Genomic DNA, 16437 nt, shown 5'->3' on the forward strand with positions numbered 1-16437 from the left:
ATCAAAGCAGCACCAGCCCCAACAACCAGACCACCGTCATCCCGGTTACGCCCTGAACCAGCGTTGCCATGGTCTGCGCGCGGTAGGCTGTGGACACCTTCATCCGGCTGAACTGCGAGACCACCCAGAAGAAGCTGTCGTTGGCATGGGACACGGTCATACCGCCCGCGCCAATGGCCATGACAGTCAGCACCCGGCCCATTTCGCTGTCCAGACCGAGACTGCCGAGTAACGGCGCGACCATTGCAGAGGTGGTGACCAGCGCGACGGTAGTAGAGCCCTGCGCGGTTTTTAGCGCGGCGGAGACAATAAAGGGCATGAACAGACCGATACCCAACGCTGATAGGCTTTGGCCCAGGTAATCGCCCAGCGGCGTGATCTTCAGCATCGCGCCGAAGGCACCGCCGGCGCCGGTAATCAACAGAATGGGGGCCGCCGAGACGATGCCCGCGGCCACCTGATCATGAAACTGCTGGCGTTTGTTCTCGCCCTTGAGCAACGTGCAGGCGAAGCCCAGGCCGATCAGCAGCGCGGCGACCGGCTGACCGAGGAAAGTCAGTACGGAGGACACGACACCTTCACCCAGCGGCCTGCCGGGTAGCGCGACGATCGAGCCGATACAAATCAGCGCGATGGGAATGAAGATCGGCGCGAAGGCTTGCCAGGTACTAGGCAAGGTGCCGTAGCGGGCGCGGAGGCTATCGAAATCCACGTCTTCGGCGAGCAACTCGCTGGGCGCTTCGTCCAGCAGGTCGCGGTCATCCTGCTTGAGAAAGCGATTAGCCCAGAGCATCCCGGCCAGCGCCGCGATTGCCGAGACCAGCAGGCCGACGGCGATCACCAGCCCCAGCGAGTCTTCCAACCCCAGGTTGCCCGCGGCGGCAATCGGGCCCGGCGTTGGCGGCACGAAGGTATGGGTGGCATACAGGCCGGTGGCCAGCGCGACGCTCATGGCGACGACCGAAACCTTCATCCGCGCCGCCAAGGCATTTTTCAGCGAGTTGAGGATGACGTAGCCCGAATCGCAGAACACCGGGATCGACACCAGGTAGCCGATGATCGACAGCGTCAGCGTAGGAAAGCGTTCGCCCAGCAGACGAATCACGCTTTCAGCCATGGTGATCGCCGCGCCGGAGCGTTCGAGGATGACCCCAATGATGGTGCCCAGTGCGATGACGATACCGATGTAGCCGAGGATGCCACCGAAGCCGGTCGCGACCGTTTTAAGAATTTCCGCAGTCGGGACTTGGTAGGCGAAGCCGGCAAGGATCGCCGCTGCCAGCAGGGCCAGAAAAGGATGCAGCTTCCAGCTCACCGTGGAATACACGATGAAGGCAATCAGCAGCAACAGGATGAGGATCAGCACCATGGTCGAACGCCTCGTGTGATGGGGCCAGAACGCGGCAGGCGCCGATGCCTGCGCTGCGTTGAGCATAGTGCAGCTTGCCCGTGACGCTCGAAGCGTCGAGGCAACGCGGCCGTATGCCTTGCCTGAAATCAGCAGCGCTCTGCGATCCTTGCGCGCCTCTTATCGACCCACTGCGCTAAGGGCTAAGCTATCCTCCATGATCCATTGTCCGGAGAGCGTTCTCGCTATGCACGATCTATCCGCCTTCCCCATCACCCAGAAATGGCCCGCCAGCTACCCCGATCGCCTGCAGCTGTATTCGTTGCCCACGCCCAATGGGGTGAAGGCGTCGATCATGCTGGAGGAAACCGGCCTGCCCTACGAGGCGCATCTGGTGAGATTCGAGAGCAACGATCAGCTCTCGGAGGAGTTCCTCTCGCTGAACCCGAACAATAAGATCCCGGCGATTCTTGACCCCAACGGCCCTGATGGCGAGCCGCTGGCGCTGTTCGAGTCCGGTGCGATTCTGCTGTACCTGGCGGACAAGACCGGTCAGTTCATGCCCGAGGACGCCGCGGCTCGCTACGAGACGATTCAGTGGTTGATGTTCCAGATGGGCGGCATCGGGCCGATGTTCGGCCAGCTGGGCTTCTTCCACAAATTTGCCGGCAAGGACTACGAAGACAAGCGCCCGCGCGACCGTTACGTCGCCGAAGCCCAACGCCTACTGGGCGTACTGGACAAACGCCTGGAAGGCCGTGAATGGCTCATGGGCGGCCGTTACAGCATCGCTGACATCGCGACCTTCCCGTGGGTGCGCAACCTGGTGGGCTTCTACGAAGCGCGCGAGCTGGTGGAGTTCGACCGCTTCGTCAATGTGCAGCGGGTGCTGGACGCCTTCGTCGCGCGGCCCGCTGTGGCTAAAGGCCTGAATATTCCGCCAAGGGGCTGAGGCCTCAAATGACCTTGGCCGCACGCCCGATGAATTGAATCGGACCGGTCGGCAGGCCGGTTGGCGAGCCGGTCGGCTGTTCCAGCGTCAGCTCGAACAGCTGGTTGGGCTGCAACGGCGGCAACTCGTCGAGGCGAATCTTTACCGGTTCGCCCGGTTGGACCAAGCCGAGGGACACCGGTGCCTGCCAGCCTTCGGCCTTCGTCCAGAGCTGCAGCGCCTTGTCCGGCGGCAGTTCGGTGACGCCCAGCGGTATCAGCTCGATTTCCCGCGAACGATTGCCGGCCTGCATCACCCAGCCAGGCGCCAGGCCCTGCGGCGTGGCGAGCACCACCAACCAGGTCGGCGATGGCTCCGGCGGTACTCGGGTCAGCAGCAATACGCCCAATACCAGGGTGGCCGCCATGCCCGCAGCCGCGAAGCCGCGCCAGATCGACAAGCTGTTCCACCAGGTTTCGTGGCGTGCAGGCACTATCGGTGTGGCTTGTCGGCTGGACTCGTCCAGGCTGCGCTCGATGCGAGTCCACAAACGCGGCGAAGGCGTTTGCGGCTCCACCAGTTCGGTCAGGTGCAGCAGCCGCGCTTCCCAATAATCCACAGCTGATTGCAGCTCTGACTCGAGCGCCAATCGCTGTTCGACCGCTTCCCGTTCTACAGCCGTGAGCGTCCCAAGCACGTATTCGCCTGCCAGTTCATGCAAATCTTCGCTGCGCTCGTTGGGGTCGTTTTTCATCCAATGCACTCACGAAGGGCGGTCAGGCTGCGGCGAATCCATGCTTTAACCGTGCCCAACGGCGCACCCAGCCGCTGGGCGATTTCCTGATGTGAATAGCCATCGACGTACGCATGAAACACGCAATTGCGGCGCACCGGTTCGAGTTGTTCGAGACAGGCTTCGATCCGGCCGGGGTTGACTCGCCAATCGAAAGCATCGGTCTGTTCCTGCCAACCATCGATGGCCGCGTGGCTGACTTCGCCTTCATCATCCAGATCCATCTGCGTCTGCCGGGCGTCGTTGCGCACAGCGTTGAGCGCAAGGTGGCGGGTCACGCTGAAGATCCAGCCCCGGGCCGAGCCGCGCGCCTGGTCATAGGTCGCCGCTTTGTTCCAGATGCGAATGAAGGCGTCATGCACGATGTCCTCCGCCAGCGCGGCGTCTCGGACGATGCGCTGGACCACGCCGAGCAGGCGCGGGCTTTCCTGTTCATAAAGCTGCTGCAATGCCGAGCGCTCGCCAAGCGCGCAGGCACGCAACGTTGCTTCGTAATCGAATGGGGATGAGGTCGCTGTCAATGGATCCGCCATTGGCTGATGGTAATTGCCCCGGCGGGCAGGCCGAGGCGTCTGTGCAGCATGGAGGCGTTTTGACGCTCATATTGAGCGGCTTGCAGACCGCTGTACTGGTTTCACTTCATAGACCAGAACAGGTAGTCGGCCTGGTAATCCACGATCTGGCGCTCGCCCTTGTTGGCTGCCTCGCACGTTGCCGCTGGCGCTACGCCGCCCTTGGTCGCTACGCGCTGAATATAGCTGACGCCCTTCATCGCACCGTTGCCTTCGGCCGGGTTGGCCTTGACCAACTGATACGGGATGTTGCCGTCGCCAGCCGGGGCCACCGCAACCTGAGTGCCGGTGATCGTGGAGCCATCCGCCGCCTCCCAAGTGGCAGGCGGGCCGTAGTAACTGCCGACCTGCTTGCCGCTGCGGTCATTGAGCGCGGCCTTGGGGCCGACGAACACCCACTCCATTTTTTCGGGCATATCGGCTTTGGCTTGGCATTCATAGGTAATTTTGCCAACGCCGACGGTTTCCATGCTGACGGTATGGCCATCCGGGACCTTGACGGCTTCGGGTACGTCCATTTTGGCGAAGGCGTTGGCCGAGCAGCCGAGCGCCAGGGAAAGTCCGGTCAGGCAAAGGATCTTTTTCGCGTCCATTTTGAATCTCCGGTAGTGATCAGGTGGGCGGCAACGAAGGCCGCTATCTGTACTACCCGCGACAAACCGAATCGGATGCAGCGCTTGCAAAAATATTTTCGGGCCTCCAATCGAGGCGCGGACCGCACGGTAGCGTTGGTATTTCACGACCCTTCTTTTTTTCTACCAATGCCATGTCGATTTTGTCTCGCCCGCTCGACCAATGATCAGAGCCAGCGGAAATTGGTGTAGATCCGTCTAGGCTGATTCGACCCACCAATGAAGGAGTCAGACGATGCGATTCATGGTGATGATCAAGGCCAACCCCGACACCGAAGCGGGCGTGATGCCCAGCGAGGAGGTGCTCACAGCCATGGGCCAGTACAACGAAGAACTGATGAATGCCGGCGTCATGCTGGGCGGTGAAGGCCTGCACCCCAGCAGCCGAGGCGCGCGCGTGCGCTTCAGCGAGGGGCAAACATCGGTGGTGGACGGCCCGTTCGTCGAAACCCGCGAGCCGATTGCCGGCTATTGGCTGTTTCAAACCGGATCGTTGCAAGAAGCCGTCGACTGGGTGAAACGTTGCCCTGCGTCTGCCATCGGCGATTCGGAAATCGAGATTCGCCAGATTTTCGAAGCCGAAGATTTCGGCGCTGAATTCACCCCCGAGTTGCGCGACCAGGAAGAACGTTTGCGCGCGCGGATCAGCCAATAACCCGAACAGGAGAGCACGCATGAAAATCACCCCCTACCTCACCTTCGACGGCCAGGCGCGCGACGCCTTCACGCTCTACCAGAAGGTACTGGGCGGCACGCTGGAGATGATGACCTTCGCCCAAGCGCCCGAGTCCGAGCATTTCCCAGCGGAACATCGGGAGCGGATCATGCACGTCTGCCTGAACCTGGGTGACTACCAGTTGATGGCATCCGACACCATGCCCGGCGATGCTGCCTGTGGCGGCGGCCCGTACGAGGGCATCAAGGGCTGCTCGATATCCCTGCATCCAACAAGCGTTGCCGAGGCCGAGCGCGTATTCAACGGGCTGGCCGAAGGTGGACAGGTCATGATGCCGCTGGAGAAAACCTTCTGGGCCGAGCGTTTCGGCATGTTCGTAGACCGCTTCGGCGTCTCCTGGATGATCAATTGCGAGCAGGCCTAGCTGCAGATAAAACCTAAGCGCTGCCACCGATGCGAAAACGCCTGGCTCCGTGCTGAGCCAGGCGTCTTGCACCTTACCGCCCCGATATGACGACGCGACTCAGCGAAACGAGCCTCCATGGCTCGCCATACGCGCCATGAGAACTCCGATTTCGCGTCCCGCCTCTTTTGCCTTTCCGCTGCACCTACAGGTCCCTGACCCATGAACATCGCGGTCGCCGAGCCGGCCGTTCAGCCGCGGCCGCGAAATGCTTGCCGGTAGTGGTTGGGCGATATGCCGAGGGCCTTGCTGAAGTGCTGCCGTAGCGAGACCGGCGAGCCGAATCCAGCCAGTGCGGCGATTGCATCGATAGGCTGATTGGTGCTCTCCAACAGACGCTGGCTCAACGCGACGCGTTCGGCCAGCAGCCAGCCGCCAACAGTGGTGCCGGTGTGCTGCCGGAAATGCCGGCTGAAGGTACGGCGACTCATCAGCGCTTTCTCCGCCAGGCTATCCAGCGTATGCGGCAAGTGCAGGCTCGCCCGCGCCCAGTCGAGCAATTCTCCGAGACGACTGTCACGACGGCTGGTCGGTATGGGCTGCTCGATGAACTGCGCCTGACCGCCCTGCCGATGCGGCGACATGACCAGGTGTCGCGCCACCTTGTTCGCCACCTCCGCCCCCCAGTGCTTGCGCACCAGATACAGACAGCAATCCAGCGCCGCCGCCGTCCCAGCCGATGTCAGCAAATTAGTGTCATCCAGATAGAGCACATCGCTGTCCACCTGAATGTGCAGATGCTGCGCCTTGAAATGCTCGACCCACGCCCAGTGCGTCGTCGCGCGACGGCCATCGAGCAGCCCGGTTGCGGCCAGCACGTAAGCACCGAGGCAGAGCCCGACCAATGTCGCCCCCCGTTGATGAGCCGCTATCAGAGCTGCGAGCAGCGCGGCCGGTGGTGCCTCGTCGCCATCGCGCCAACTAGGCACGATCACCGTATCGGCCTGTTCCAGCGCTTCCAGCCCGTGCGCCACATTCAACTCGAAGCCCGCGGTGGTCCGCAGCAGTCCCGTTTCGGCAGCACAGACATCGATGACATAACGCTGCGTGCGTGACATCGCATCACCGAACACCATGCAGGGTACGGAAAGATGAAACGGGCTTATCTGGTCGAAGGCGACCACGGCTATCCGGTGCGGCTGCATGGCGAAATCTCGGCTGGAGTTGGCCCGATCTTATCGCAACCTGTCATTCGGGCCACTCACCCTGCCGGGTCGAGCGACGAAACAATGCGGTCAACCCAACTTCGAACGAGGACACACCATGAGCCAGCCAAAACGCGCCCTGATCGTCATCGACGTGCAGAACGAATACGTCACAGGCAACCTGCGCATCGAGTATCCCGATGTGCAGCTATCGCTGGGCAACATCGCCAGAACCATGGATGCAGCCCGCGCAGCAGGCATTCCAGTGGTGACCGTGCAGCACATCGCGCCGGAAACATCACCATTGTTCGCCCGCGGCAGCCAGCAGGTCGAGCTGCATCCCTCGGTCGCACAGCGCCCGCACGACCTGCTCGTAGAGAAGTCGCTGGCAAGCGCCCTGGCCAAGACCGATCTCGGGGCCTGGCTGCGTGACCGACAAATCGACACGCTTACCGTGGTCGGTTACATGACCCACAACTGCGACAACTCGACGGTGGCGCAGGCGCACCATGAAGGCTGGAAGGTTGAGCTGCTGCAAGATGCTACCGGCTCGCTGCCCTACCAAAACGCGGCGGGTGCGGCCAGTGCCGAGGAGATTCATCGAGCCTTCACGGTGGTGATGCACACCGGCTTCGCCGCCGTGGCGAGCACCGATCAGTGGATCGAGGCCGTAAAGGCCGGGCAGCCATTGTCGCCGGACAACATCTACCTCTCCAACCAGAGGGCGATCCAAACGCGCTGAGCACCAAGCCGAAGTCAGCCGAGCCGCGGCTGGCTTCGGACATGACCGGAGTCGATGAGCGACGCATCCCCGTCGCCTCAGTCGGTCGTCAGCGAGTCCAGCAAGGCTCGCATGTCCTGCCAGTGCGAGCCCTCCCAGAAAATCCTGCCGCAGCAATCGCAGCCTAGGAATCGCTCATGGCGTTCCAGCACGCGCGGCGGGACGCGGTCGCGCGCAGCCTGCTTGTCGATCTCAGAGAGTGGCTGATTGCAACGCATGCACAGGCTGAAGGGTCGCGCATGAGTGGCCAAGTCCAGGCGTTCATACAACTCACGCAACTGCTCCGCCGGCTTGAGCGCATGCACATAGCAGCCATGCGTGACCACTCGGTGCATGAGCAATGCGCGGTCACGGGTCAGCAGTACCCGGCCCTCACGGTTGGCCAGAGCGGTCATCGCCGCATCTTCGTAGCGGTTGTCGAAGAGCGTATCGAAGCCGGCCATGCGCAGCAGCCGGGCGAGCCCGCCCAGATGTGCATCGGCGACAAAGCGCGGCGGGCCGCTCGGGAGCGGCTGCATGGACGTCAGTCCGGTAATGTCCAGTCGTTCGAATTTCGGGTAGACGGCAATTCGATCACCGTCATTGATAGCCCAGTCGAGCCCGGCCGGGGTTCCGTTGGCCAGCACCAGCGCCACCTCGGTGTGCGGCACGCCGAGGGCTTCGATCATGTGTTTGGTGGTCGCTGCCTGCGCACACGAACAATTGAAGGCCTGCCCGCGGCGCTCGACGGGAAGAAATGCGTTGAGCCTGGCGTAGAAGCGAAATGTCGCGGTCGTCATGCATGTTCAGCAACGCCAGCCGCGATGATCTCCATAACGGAACGCGCGGTGCGTCGCGCCTCCGAAAAAGGATGCGGTCAGATCAGCTTATAGCCGATGGCCGCCAACATTACCGCCATGCAGGGTCGCAAAAAGGAGTCCGGAACACGGCCGGACAGGTTGCTGCCCAGGTAAATGCCCGGCAACGAGCCCATCAGCAGATAGGCCAGAATGGTCCAGTCCATGTTGCCCATGCCGGCGTGACCAAGGCCGGCGACCAGCGTCAGCGGCACGGCGTGGGCGATTTCCGTGCCGACCAGTCGTCGCGTGCTCAGCAATGGATAGAGAAAGAACAACGCCACGGTACCCAGTGCGCCGGCACCGATGGAGGTCAGCGTTACCACTGCACCGAGCACCATGCCGACCACAACGGTCAGCACGTCCAGGCCACGAGGCGATAGCCGCGGGGTTGGTCCGGACAGGCGAGAGGCGAGTACCAACAGACGCTTCTTGAAAAGCACTGCCAGCGCGGTGAGCACCAGAACGATGCCCAGCGATTGCTTGATCACCGCGTTGAGCGTGTCCTGATCGCTGTGTAACCCTTTCAATATCCAGAGCATCGCCGCTGCGGCCGGCACGCTACCCAGCGCCAGCCAACCGGTAATGCGCCAATCGATGTTGCGGTTCTTCTGATGGACCCAGACGCCGCCCGCCTTGGTGATCGCCGCGTAGAGCAGATCGGTGCCGACAGCCGCTGCGGGGTTGACGCCGAACCACAACAGGATCGGCGTCATCAACGAACCACCACCAACCCCGGTCATACCGACGATGAACCCCACCAGCAGACCGGCTATCACAAAGCCAAGAACACCAAACTCCATCGTTCAACCCCAAGGTGGGCCCAGCAGGCCTTATCAGATGGCCGCCAGCATAACCGCGTGAGTTAGCGATTCTTAATATAAGTTTGTGCTTTCTTAGTAGCTAAAAAGAATATGCATCGAAACCGCGACGGCACGAGGCAATGGCGAACTTCTGCGCGACGATTGGAGTCGCCATACTGACGGCACGAACCAGGGAGCCCTCGTGTGGATCTTCTATTTCTCGGCACCTCATCCGGCACCCCAACGAGGGCCCGCAACGTCAGCGGACTGGCACTGCTCGAAGACAGCGGCAAGGGCTGGTACCTGATCGATTGCGGCGAAGGCATCCAGCATCAATTGCTGCGCACGCCGCTGACCTTGCACGGCCTGCGCGCGATCTTTATCACCCACGTGCATGGCGATCACTGCTACGGATTACCCGGCCTGATCGCCAGCGCCGGCATGGCACGGCGCCAGGAACCGCTGGATATCATCGCCCCGACCGCAATCGAGGGATGGGTGCGTGCCACGCTTGAAATGAGCCAGAGCTGGCTGCCTTACGAGTTGCGCTTCCATGCCGCCGAAACCTTTCAGGGCTGGCGCAACCCACAGGTGCGCGTAGAAGCCACCGCCCTCTCCCACCGCGTGCCAAGCTGGGGCTACACCTTTAGCGAAACTCGCCCAGATCCGCGCCTGAACATCGACAAGCTCGACCACGACGGCATACCTCGTGGTCCGCTATGGGGCGAGTTGATACGCGGCCACGATGTTGAACATGCAGGCCGCACCCTGCGCAGCGAAGACTACTTGCTACTCAGCCGCCCGCCCCGGCGTATCGTCATCGGCGGGGACAACGACCGTCCCGAATTGCTCCGCGATGCCTGCCAGAACGCGCATGTGCTCGTCCACGAAGCCACCTACACCCAGGCCATCGCCGAAGCCGGTAAAGCCGATTTCGGTCATAGCACAGCCGCCCAGGTCGCCGCCTTCGCCCAAGCCGTAGGCGTGCCGAACCTGGTGCTGACGCACTTCAGCGCGCGTTATCAGAGCGCCCCGAACCGGGGATTATCGATCCAGGATATCCGAGCGGAAGCGGCCGACCGTTATCGGGGAAAGCTGTTTTTGGCAGAGGATTTTTTGCGGTTGGGTCTGGGTAAAGACGGGACGCTGGTGGATGTAGTTGATAGTCAGGGATAGCACTTTCACCGCTTCGGACTCAGGAACCCATCTGCTCGTCCAGCGCTCGGCGGAATGCCTGCGCGACCGGCCCTAGAGGCTCGTCCAGACGGTGCGCGAGGTAGGCCTCGTACACCACTTGGCTGTTTCGCCCGAGGTCTGAAATACCCAGACGCACCAATCGGCCCGCCTCTAGGTCGCCTTGCACCTGCCACGCCGGTAACCGGCCCCAACCAAGGCCTGCGCGAATGAGGGCGAACTTCGCCTCCTGTGTGTTGACCCGACAGGTATACGGCGAGAGGACGCCGAACGTCCGGCCTTCCGACAGTTGCGATGGGTCCGTCAACACGATTTGCTGATGGTCGGCGAGATCCGGCAAGCCGAGCAGCGTGCCGCGATTCGATCTGGCGAGCGGATGATCGCGATGCACCACGGCAATCTGCTCCACCGAGCCGATCGCCTCCAGCGCAATCCTCGGGTTGCGGAAATCCTCGCCCACAAGGACAGCGAGCGTACTGCGCTTCTCATCGAGCGCCGCGAGCGGCCCACCTAACGGTTGGGAGTCCAGGCGGAACGTGACCGTAGGATATGCCTCGCGCACCAGGGTCATCGCTGCCGCCACCGCGTCCAACGGAAACAACGTATCCACCACCAGCGACAGCTCCAACTCGACGCCCTCGCCCAGCGCGCGGGCGCGTGCCCGCATGGCATCCGCTCTGAGCAGGAGGTCCCGGGCGTTGGCCAGCATGGCCGTTCCTTCAGGGGTGAGTACGGGTCTGTAACCGGCACGGTCGAACAGCTGCAGACCCAGCTCGGTTTCCAGATTCGCAATCGCATGACTGACAGCAGACTGCACGCGCAGCAAGCGCGCAGCGCCGGAGCGGAAGCTGCCACTGTCGGCTACGGCGACGAATGTGCGGATTTGGTCAAGCGTGAGTCCATCCAACATGATCATTCCCATAGATCGAGATGATCAAATTTTTATCACTCTTGTCGATCTAGCGGAATGGGTAGCCTTGCTCTATTCCCCAACGTTCGAGAGTGAACGACATGACAAATCGTCTGGTGCCCTATTACGCCTCCTATGACCATGTGGAAACGTTCGCGCAGGCAGCCGCCGAAGGTGCTCGTCAGACTGGCGCGTCAGCGGTGATCAAACGGGTCACTGAATACATTGTCGAGCGAGTCGGCCACAAGCTGAACCAACCGTCCAGCGTAGCAATTGTTGCCGAGCCGCCGGACTACGATGCAATCGTGATCGGCAAGCCCGCTTGCATTGGCAACACGGCAGCGCCAATGAAGAACCTTCTGGATCAATGCGGCGGGCTGCGGTTCGAAGACAAACTGGTCGGCAATGAGGGCAACGTCTTCCCTCCAACCGGGAGCCAGCACAGCGGCCAGGAAAACACGCTGGCGGCGACCCATACGATGCTGCTCCATCTGGGGATGGTCGTGGTTGGATCGCCGTATAGATTCAAAGGGCAACTGCGGATGGATGCGATCAACGGAGCCACGCCATACGGTGCCTCGACGCTCGCTGACGACCGCCACGGTGGCGACCACCAACCGAGCGACAACGAGTTGAACGGTGCTCGTTTCCAGGGCTGGCATGTGGCACGAGTCGCCTCGGCGCTCGCGGCGGCGCCTATCGGCGTGCCGCAATGAACACTGCACGTAGGAGGCCCGGTGCGGTTGTCTGGCTGATCCTGGTCTGCGGAGTCGTGGCAGCCTTGCATGTAGGCAAGGCTACCATCGCGACGCCAATGCTCCAGGCGGACCTGCATCTGAGCCTCGGGGAAGCAGGCTGGTTGACCGGCATATTTGCAGTACTGGGGCTTCTCGGCGGCGCGCCGATCGGCGCCATGGTGACCGCTGTCGGCGATCGCAGAACACTGCTTATCGGCTTGAATGTGCTGGCCCTTGCGGGCCTGCTCGGTTCTATCGCGCCCTCGTATCCCCTCTTACTGGCTTCCCGGCTGGCAGAAGGCTTCGGTTTTTTGCTGATCATCGTTGCTGGTCCGGCGCTTTTGCAGCGCCTCACCACCAGCGCTCAGCGAGACATCGCGTTTTCGCTATGGAGTTGCTTCATGCCGTGTGGAATGGCTATTGCGATGCTGGCCGGTCCGCTGTTTCCCTCCTGGCAGTCATTCTGGTGGTCAAGCGCAGGCTTCGCGGCAGCTGCGGGGATGGTAGCGGTGTGTCGCGTGCCGCGCGGCGCGTCACTCAACGGACATACTCGGCTGCGCCTGGTTGGTGATATTCGTCGTTTGCTTTCCAGCCGCGGCACATCGCTACTGGCCATCTGTTTTGCACTTTACAGCCTGATGTTCTTCGCCCTGTTCAGCTTCCTGCCGATTCTGTTGATGGAACGCATGGGCGTCTCCCATCACAGCGCCGGGCTGTTAGCTGCACTGGCAAGCGCCATCAACGCCAGCGGTAATCTTGCGGCCGGCTATCTGATGGCGCGCGGTGCCGGGCGCGCGTCACTGATTGCAATTGCAGGCGGGGTCATGGGCGTAGCCGGGCTTGGTATATTTCTCGGCCTTCTCCCGGCGGGGCCGACATTCCTGTTGTGCATTGCGTTCTCTGCAATAGGCGGGTTAATCCCCGCAACTTTGCTGGCTTCCGCGCCGCTGCTTGCGCCTCACGCAATGCTCGTACCGATTGCCGTGGGTCTGATCATGCAGGGCAGCAATCTCGGGCAATTGCTTGGTCCGGTCGCCGTAGGCAGCGCAACGGCGGCGTTTGGCTGGAGCGCGGCCGGTGTGGTTGTCGTGGTCTCGGCAATCGCCATCTGCATCACCGCACTGCTCCTGCGATCCGCTTTCCAACGCAGCGAGTCGCTCGCGTAGCGAGAGCCCAGCTGACCGGTGGCATGGCCGCCGCTATCCCAACGCTCGGATGCTGGTTCTGCCGGTAGCTCATATGACGAACATTGAATATCCGACTGAGTTCACGCACGCGGTGCTGAACTTCCTCGGCAGCTAGCGAGCTTGGCTCATATCGGCGCACACCAGCCGTAAAGGCCAGCGCTGGCTTGCCATGCAGGCAGACGCTGGTGCTCGGTCAAGTCTTGGCGATAGCCGCATGCAAATGGTCACGACTTGCCTTCAGTACTTCGCACTGGGTGTCTTCGCTGGCCAGCATGCGCGCCACGACCAGCGCGCCGACGCATTGGGCGATCAGTGCCCAGGCCAGTTGGGCGTCCTCCAGTGCAGTCGCCCAGGCCTGTTGTAGCGCGCATAACCAGTGTTCGGCCTCCTCGCGTACCTGCACATCGGCACGGGCAATCTCCGCCCCCAGCGCAGGAATTGCGCAGCCGGCCTCGGGGTTATGCAGGTGGGCCAGGCTCAGGTAACTGTCCAGGCAGCGCTCGAGCCTGGACCGATCCAACACACCCTCTCGCGCAAGAATCGGGCTTTGCGATAACTCGCGCCGGACGACCTCGGTGAACAGATCGCTCTTCGACGGAAAATGGCTGTAGAACGCACCTCCCGTCAGGCCGATGGCTTTCATCAGTCCATCGACACCGGTGGTGGCGAAGCCGCCGCGCTTGGCGATGGCGCCGCTGCTTTCAACCAGACGCTGTCGGGTTTCCTGCTTGTGGTTGGAGGAGTAACGCATGCAGCACAACCTCATGAGTGTCGCTTGACGATGGGCTGAGCGTAACATAACGTTCGTTTACCTAACGATCGTTTAGCACGAGAACAAACGCATGGAAAACAACAATCGTGTCGCCCTGATCATCGGCGCCGGTGACTCTACCGGTGGCGCTATTGCGCGGCGCTTTGCCCGTGAGGGCTACGTGGTTTGCGTCACTCGGCGCAGCGCCGACAAGCTGCAGCCACTGGTCGATAGCATTGTTGCCGAGGGCGGGCGCGCACATGGCTTCGCCTCCGATGCGCGCAAGGAAGAACAGGTGGCCGAGCTGGTCGACACCGTCGAGCGCGACATCGGCCCGATCGAGGCGATGGTGTTCAACATCGGCGCCAACGTGCCGTGCAGCATCCTCGAGGAGACCGCGCGCAAATACTTCAAGATTTGGGAAATGGCCTGCTTCTCTGGCTTCCTGACCAGCCAGGCAGTGGCCAGGCGCATGGTAGCTCGCGGGCGCGGCACCATTCTGTTTACCGGTGCCACGGCCGGTCTGCGCGGGTCGGCCGGTTTCGCCGCCTTTGCAGGAGCCAAACATGGCATTCGAGCGCTGGCGCAGAGCATGGCGCGCGAACTCGGGCCACTGAACATTCATGTCGCTCACGTGGTGGTCGATGGTGCCATCGACACCGACTTCATTCGCGACAGCTTCCCGGAGCGATACGCCCTCAAGGATCAGGACGGCATTCTCAACCCCGAGCATATTGCCGACAACTACTGGCACTTGCATGCCCAGCCGCGCGACGCCTGGACCTTCGAGCTCGATTTGCGCCCTTGGATCGAGCGTTGGTGATTCCCTTTTCCTTTGGAGCCGCGTCATGAACAAGACCGTGGAGTTTTTCTTCGACCTCGGCAGCCCGGCGGCGTATCTCGCCTGGACCCAATTACCCGCGCTGTGCGAACGCGCCGGCGCGGAGCTGCGTTATCGGCCCATGCTGCTCGGCGGTGTCTTCCAGGCCACTGGCAATAGCTCGCCCGCGACCGTTCCGGCGAAAGGCCGTTACATGACGACAGACCTGCTGCGCCACGCACGCCGCTACGATGTGCCGTTCGCCTTCAACCCGCACTTTCCGATCAATACGCTGGCACTGATGCGCGGTGCAGTCGGCTATCAATTGCAGCAATCCGAAGAATTTCTGCGCTATCTGAACGCCCTGTTCAAGGCACTCTGGGTCGATCAGCGCAACCTCGGCGACGAGGCGGTATTAGCAGCGGTCCTGACGGAAGCCGGACTCGATGCCGAGCAGTTCCGCGCCGTCATCACTGACGACCGAGTCAAGCACGCACTCAAGGCAAACACCGAAGAAGCCGTGCAGCGCGGAGTATTCGGTGCGCCCACCTTCTTCGTGGGTGACGAGATGTTCTTCGGACAGGACCGGCTGGGCTTCGTCGAAGATGCCCTGAGCTAAGCAATAGCGGCAAAGATTCGACGGCAATAAACGCCCTTGGGACTTCCGTTTCATTTTGAAATACAGATGCTGGACGTTCCGAACGCTGTGGCAACGCCTGTGTTTACACGGTTCGCCATCATGAGGAATGGCTGCGGCATAAGGCCTGCGCCGGGATCGGATCGCATCGCCGCGCAAAAAGACTGAAGCTGTCTAGACTGCGGAAACGAGGCGGATCGGGTTCCCGTTCAGCGGGACACCACCGCCCTCAGCGTGCAGCCCATTCCCGGAGGAGTTCCGATGCAACGCCTGACAGCCAAAGATTTTTCGCCCGAACTGCTCGAACTGTATGATTTTTATGCGCATGGCAAGCTCAGCCGACGGGAGTTTCTCGACCGCGCCACGGCCGTCACGTTCTGTGGCCTGACAGCTGTCGCCGTGCTCGATGCCCTCATGCCCAACTATGCGCTCGCCCAGCAAATCGAGTTCACCGATCCGGATATCAAGCCGGAATATGTCACTTACCCCTCCCCCAACGGCCATGGCGAAGTCAGGGCTTACCTGGTACGTCCGGCGAATGTCTCCGGCAAGGTCCCGGGTGTCGTTGTGGTCCACGAAAACCGTGGGCTGAATCCTTACATCGAAGACGTGGCGCGACGCGTGGCGAAAGCCGGATTCATCGCGCTCGCTCCGGATGGCCTGAGTTCGGTCGGGGGCTACCCGGGCAATGACGACAAGGGTCGTGAATTACAGCAAACCGTCGACCCCGAAAAGCTCATGAATGACTTCTTCGCGGCTATCGAATGGTTGACGGCCCACGAGGAGACGACGGGCAAGGTCGGCATTACCGGGTTCTGTTACGGAGGCGGCGTCGCTAATGCGGCCGCAGTGGCGTATCCGGAACTCGGCGCCGCAGTGCCGTTCTACGGTCGCCAGGCGGACGCCGAGGACGTGCCGAAGATCCAGGCGCCGCTCCTTCTGCATTACGGCGAACTCGACACGAGAATCAATGAAGGCTGGCCGGCCTATGAGCAAGCGCTCAAATCCGCCGGCAAAACCTACGAGGCCTATATCTATCCCGGCGCCAACCATGGCTTTCACAACGATTCGACGCCTCGCTACGACGAGGACGCCGCCAAGCTGGCGTGGGATCGCACCATCGAATGGTTCAAACGGCACCTGGCGTAGCACCGAGCCGGCTCGATCAAGGCTCGCTTGCGCAGAAGTTTGGCGCAAGCGAACAACCGCCTGCTGAGCAAG

At 61.8% G+C, this 16437-nt stretch carries 19 protein-coding genes; 10 read left to right on the forward strand and 9 right to left on the reverse strand.

Annotation, left to right across the window (positions count from 1 at the left end):
* Position 1 precedes the first annotated feature (1 nt).
* Positions 2-1369 (reverse strand): GntP family permease, encoded by a 1368-nt coding sequence (locus tag CH92_RS15420; RefSeq protein ID WP_025242666.1) that lies wholly within the window; start codon positions 1367-1369, stop codon positions 2-4.
* 226 nt (positions 1370-1595) lie between these two features.
* Here CH92_RS15420 and CH92_RS15425 point away from each other — a divergent pair, with 226 nt between their 5' ends.
* Positions 1596-2300: a glutathione S-transferase N-terminal domain-containing protein gene (locus CH92_RS15425; protein ID WP_025242667.1), complete on the forward strand. Its 705-nt coding sequence runs from the start codon at positions 1596-1598 to the stop codon at positions 2298-2300.
* A 4-nt stretch (positions 2301-2304) separates the two neighbouring features.
* On the opposite strand, the gene CH92_RS15430 is transcribed toward CH92_RS15425, so the two are convergent.
* From CH92_RS15430 to CH92_RS15440, 3 genes are all read right to left on the reverse strand, one after another.
* Positions 2305-3033 (reverse strand): anti-sigma factor, encoded by a 729-nt coding sequence (locus CH92_RS15430; RefSeq protein WP_025242668.1) that lies wholly within the window; start codon positions 3031-3033, stop codon positions 2305-2307.
* A complete protein-coding gene (locus CH92_RS15435) occupies positions 3030-3593 on the reverse strand; it encodes a sigma-70 family RNA polymerase sigma factor (protein ID WP_025242669.1) in 564 nt (187 codons plus the stop codon). Before CH92_RS15435 ends, CH92_RS15430 begins: the two co-directional genes overlap by 4 nt.
* Before the next feature lie 113 nt (positions 3594-3706).
* A complete protein-coding gene (locus tag CH92_RS15440) occupies positions 3707-4237 on the reverse strand; it encodes a DUF3455 domain-containing protein (RefSeq protein WP_025242670.1) in 531 nt (176 codons plus the stop codon).
* Between the two features lie 274 nt (positions 4238-4511).
* On the opposite strand from CH92_RS15440, the gene CH92_RS15445 reads away from it, so the two are divergent.
* Positions 4512-4931, forward strand: coding sequence for a YciI family protein (locus tag CH92_RS15445; RefSeq protein ID WP_025242671.1), 420 nt, complete (start codon positions 4512-4514; stop codon positions 4929-4931).
* A gap of 19 nt (positions 4932-4950) precedes the next feature.
* Entirely contained in the window at positions 4951-5376 is a 426-nt protein-coding gene (locus tag CH92_RS15450) for a VOC family protein (protein ID WP_025242672.1), read from the forward strand.
* A gap of 230 nt (positions 5377-5606) precedes the next feature.
* Here CH92_RS15450 and CH92_RS15455 read toward each other — a convergent pair whose 3' ends face one another.
* Positions 5607-6560, reverse strand: coding sequence for a GlxA family transcriptional regulator (locus tag CH92_RS15455; protein WP_025242673.1), 954 nt, complete (start codon positions 6558-6560; stop codon positions 5607-5609).
* A gap of 118 nt (positions 6561-6678) precedes the next feature.
* On the opposite strand from CH92_RS15455, the gene CH92_RS15460 reads away from it, so the two are divergent.
* Positions 6679-7302 (forward strand): cysteine hydrolase family protein, encoded by a 624-nt coding sequence (locus CH92_RS15460; RefSeq protein WP_025242674.1) that lies wholly within the window; start codon positions 6679-6681, stop codon positions 7300-7302.
* A 77-nt stretch (positions 7303-7379) separates the two neighbouring features.
* On the opposite strand, the gene CH92_RS15465 is transcribed toward CH92_RS15460, so the two are convergent.
* Both CH92_RS15465 and CH92_RS15470 read right to left on the reverse strand, forming a co-directional pair.
* Positions 7380-8120, reverse strand: a complete 741-nt coding sequence (locus tag CH92_RS15465; RefSeq protein WP_025242675.1) for a Mut7-C RNAse domain-containing protein — start codon at positions 8118-8120, stop codon at positions 7380-7382.
* A 77-nt stretch (positions 8121-8197) separates the two neighbouring features.
* Positions 8198-8980: a sulfite exporter TauE/SafE family protein gene (locus CH92_RS15470; RefSeq protein WP_025242676.1), complete on the reverse strand. Its 783-nt coding sequence runs from the start codon at positions 8978-8980 to the stop codon at positions 8198-8200.
* A gap of 204 nt (positions 8981-9184) precedes the next feature.
* Here CH92_RS15470 and CH92_RS15475 point away from each other — a divergent pair, with 204 nt between their 5' ends.
* The gene (locus CH92_RS15475) at positions 9185-10156 is read left to right on the forward strand and encodes a ribonuclease Z (protein WP_025242677.1); all 972 of its coding nucleotides are present in this window, start codon (positions 9185-9187) and stop codon (positions 10154-10156) included.
* A gap of 19 nt (positions 10157-10175) precedes the next feature.
* On the opposite strand, the gene CH92_RS15480 is transcribed toward CH92_RS15475, so the two are convergent.
* Positions 10176-11084 (reverse strand): LysR family transcriptional regulator, encoded by a 909-nt coding sequence (locus tag CH92_RS15480; RefSeq protein ID WP_025242678.1) that lies wholly within the window; start codon positions 11082-11084, stop codon positions 10176-10178.
* Positions 11085-11185: 101 nt separating this feature from the next.
* On the opposite strand from CH92_RS15480, the gene wrbA reads away from it, so the two are divergent.
* Together wrbA and CH92_RS15490 are read left to right on the forward strand one after the other, a co-directional pair.
* Complete coding sequence (gene wrbA / locus CH92_RS15485) at positions 11186-11800, forward strand: NAD(P)H:quinone oxidoreductase (RefSeq protein ID WP_025242679.1); 615 nt, start codon at positions 11186-11188, stop codon at positions 11798-11800.
* Entirely contained in the window at positions 11797-12987 is a 1191-nt protein-coding gene (locus CH92_RS15490) for a CynX/NimT family MFS transporter (protein WP_025242680.1), read from the forward strand. Before wrbA ends, CH92_RS15490 begins: the two co-directional genes overlap by 4 nt.
* Before the next feature lie 214 nt (positions 12988-13201).
* Here CH92_RS15490 and CH92_RS15495 read toward each other — a convergent pair whose 3' ends face one another.
* The gene (locus CH92_RS15495) at positions 13202-13759 is read right to left on the reverse strand and encodes a TetR/AcrR family transcriptional regulator (RefSeq protein ID WP_025242681.1); all 558 of its coding nucleotides are present in this window, start codon (positions 13757-13759) and stop codon (positions 13202-13204) included.
* Between the two features lie 91 nt (positions 13760-13850).
* On the opposite strand from CH92_RS15495, the gene CH92_RS15500 reads away from it, so the two are divergent.
* From CH92_RS15500 to yghX, 3 genes are all read left to right on the forward strand, one after another.
* Entirely contained in the window at positions 13851-14582 is a 732-nt protein-coding gene (locus CH92_RS15500; RefSeq protein WP_025242682.1) for an SDR family oxidoreductase, read from the forward strand.
* A gap of 25 nt (positions 14583-14607) precedes the next feature.
* Positions 14608-15198, forward strand: a complete 591-nt coding sequence (locus CH92_RS15505; RefSeq protein WP_025242683.1) for a 2-hydroxychromene-2-carboxylate isomerase — start codon at positions 14608-14610, stop codon at positions 15196-15198.
* 279 nt (positions 15199-15477) lie between these two features.
* Positions 15478-16365: a YghX family hydrolase gene (yghX, locus tag CH92_RS15510; RefSeq protein ID WP_025242684.1), complete on the forward strand. Its 888-nt coding sequence runs from the start codon at positions 15478-15480 to the stop codon at positions 16363-16365.
* Positions 16366-16437 lie beyond the last annotated feature (72 nt).

The organism is Stutzerimonas stutzeri (assembly GCF_000590475.1).
Classification (GTDB): Bacteria; Pseudomonadota; Gammaproteobacteria; order Pseudomonadales; family Pseudomonadaceae; genus Stutzerimonas; species Stutzerimonas stutzeri_D.

Excerpts from the sequence above, each read along its gene's own strand:
- CH92_RS15480 (WP_025242678.1), bottom strand. The coding sequence starts at position 11,084 with ATGTTGGATGGACTCACGCTTGACCAAATCCGCACATTCGTCGCCGTA.
- CH92_RS15420 (WP_025242666.1), bottom strand. The coding sequence starts at position 1,369 with ATGGTGCTGATCCTCATCCTGTTGCTGCTGATTGCCTTCATCGTGTAT.
- wrbA (WP_025242679.1), top strand. The coding sequence starts at position 11,186 with ATGACAAATCGTCTGGTGCCCTATTACGCCTCCTATGACCATGTGGAA.
- yghX (WP_025242684.1), top strand. The coding sequence starts at position 15,478 with ATGCAACGCCTGACAGCCAAAGATTTTTCGCCCGAACTGCTCGAACTG.
- CH92_RS15440 (WP_025242670.1), bottom strand. The coding sequence starts at position 4,237 with ATGGACGCGAAAAAGATCCTTTGCCTGACCGGACTTTCCCTGGCGCTC.
- CH92_RS15445 (WP_025242671.1), top strand. The coding sequence starts at position 4,512 with ATGCGATTCATGGTGATGATCAAGGCCAACCCCGACACCGAAGCGGGC.
- CH92_RS15450 (WP_025242672.1), top strand. The coding sequence starts at position 4,951 with ATGAAAATCACCCCCTACCTCACCTTCGACGGCCAGGCGCGCGACGCC.
- CH92_RS15505 (WP_025242683.1), top strand. The coding sequence starts at position 14,608 with ATGAACAAGACCGTGGAGTTTTTCTTCGACCTCGGCAGCCCGGCGGCG.
- CH92_RS15495 (WP_025242681.1), bottom strand. The coding sequence starts at position 13,759 with ATGCGTTACTCCTCCAACCACAAGCAGGAAACCCGACAGCGTCTGGTT.
- CH92_RS15500 (WP_025242682.1), top strand. The coding sequence starts at position 13,851 with ATGGAAAACAACAATCGTGTCGCCCTGATCATCGGCGCCGGTGACTCT.
- CH92_RS15460 (WP_025242674.1), top strand. The coding sequence starts at position 6,679 with ATGAGCCAGCCAAAACGCGCCCTGATCGTCATCGACGTGCAGAACGAA.
- CH92_RS15455 (WP_025242673.1), bottom strand. The coding sequence starts at position 6,560 with ATGCAGCCGCACCGGATAGCCGTGGTCGCCTTCGACCAGATAAGCCCG.
- CH92_RS15465 (WP_025242675.1), bottom strand. The coding sequence starts at position 8,120 with ATGACGACCGCGACATTTCGCTTCTACGCCAGGCTCAACGCATTTCTT.
- CH92_RS15490 (WP_025242680.1), top strand. The coding sequence starts at position 11,797 with ATGAACACTGCACGTAGGAGGCCCGGTGCGGTTGTCTGGCTGATCCTG.
- CH92_RS15425 (WP_025242667.1), top strand. The coding sequence starts at position 1,596 with ATGCACGATCTATCCGCCTTCCCCATCACCCAGAAATGGCCCGCCAGC.
- CH92_RS15470 (WP_025242676.1), bottom strand. The coding sequence starts at position 8,980 with ATGGAGTTTGGTGTTCTTGGCTTTGTGATAGCCGGTCTGCTGGTGGGG.
- CH92_RS15430 (WP_025242668.1), bottom strand. The coding sequence starts at position 3,033 with ATGAAAAACGACCCCAACGAGCGCAGCGAAGATTTGCATGAACTGGCA.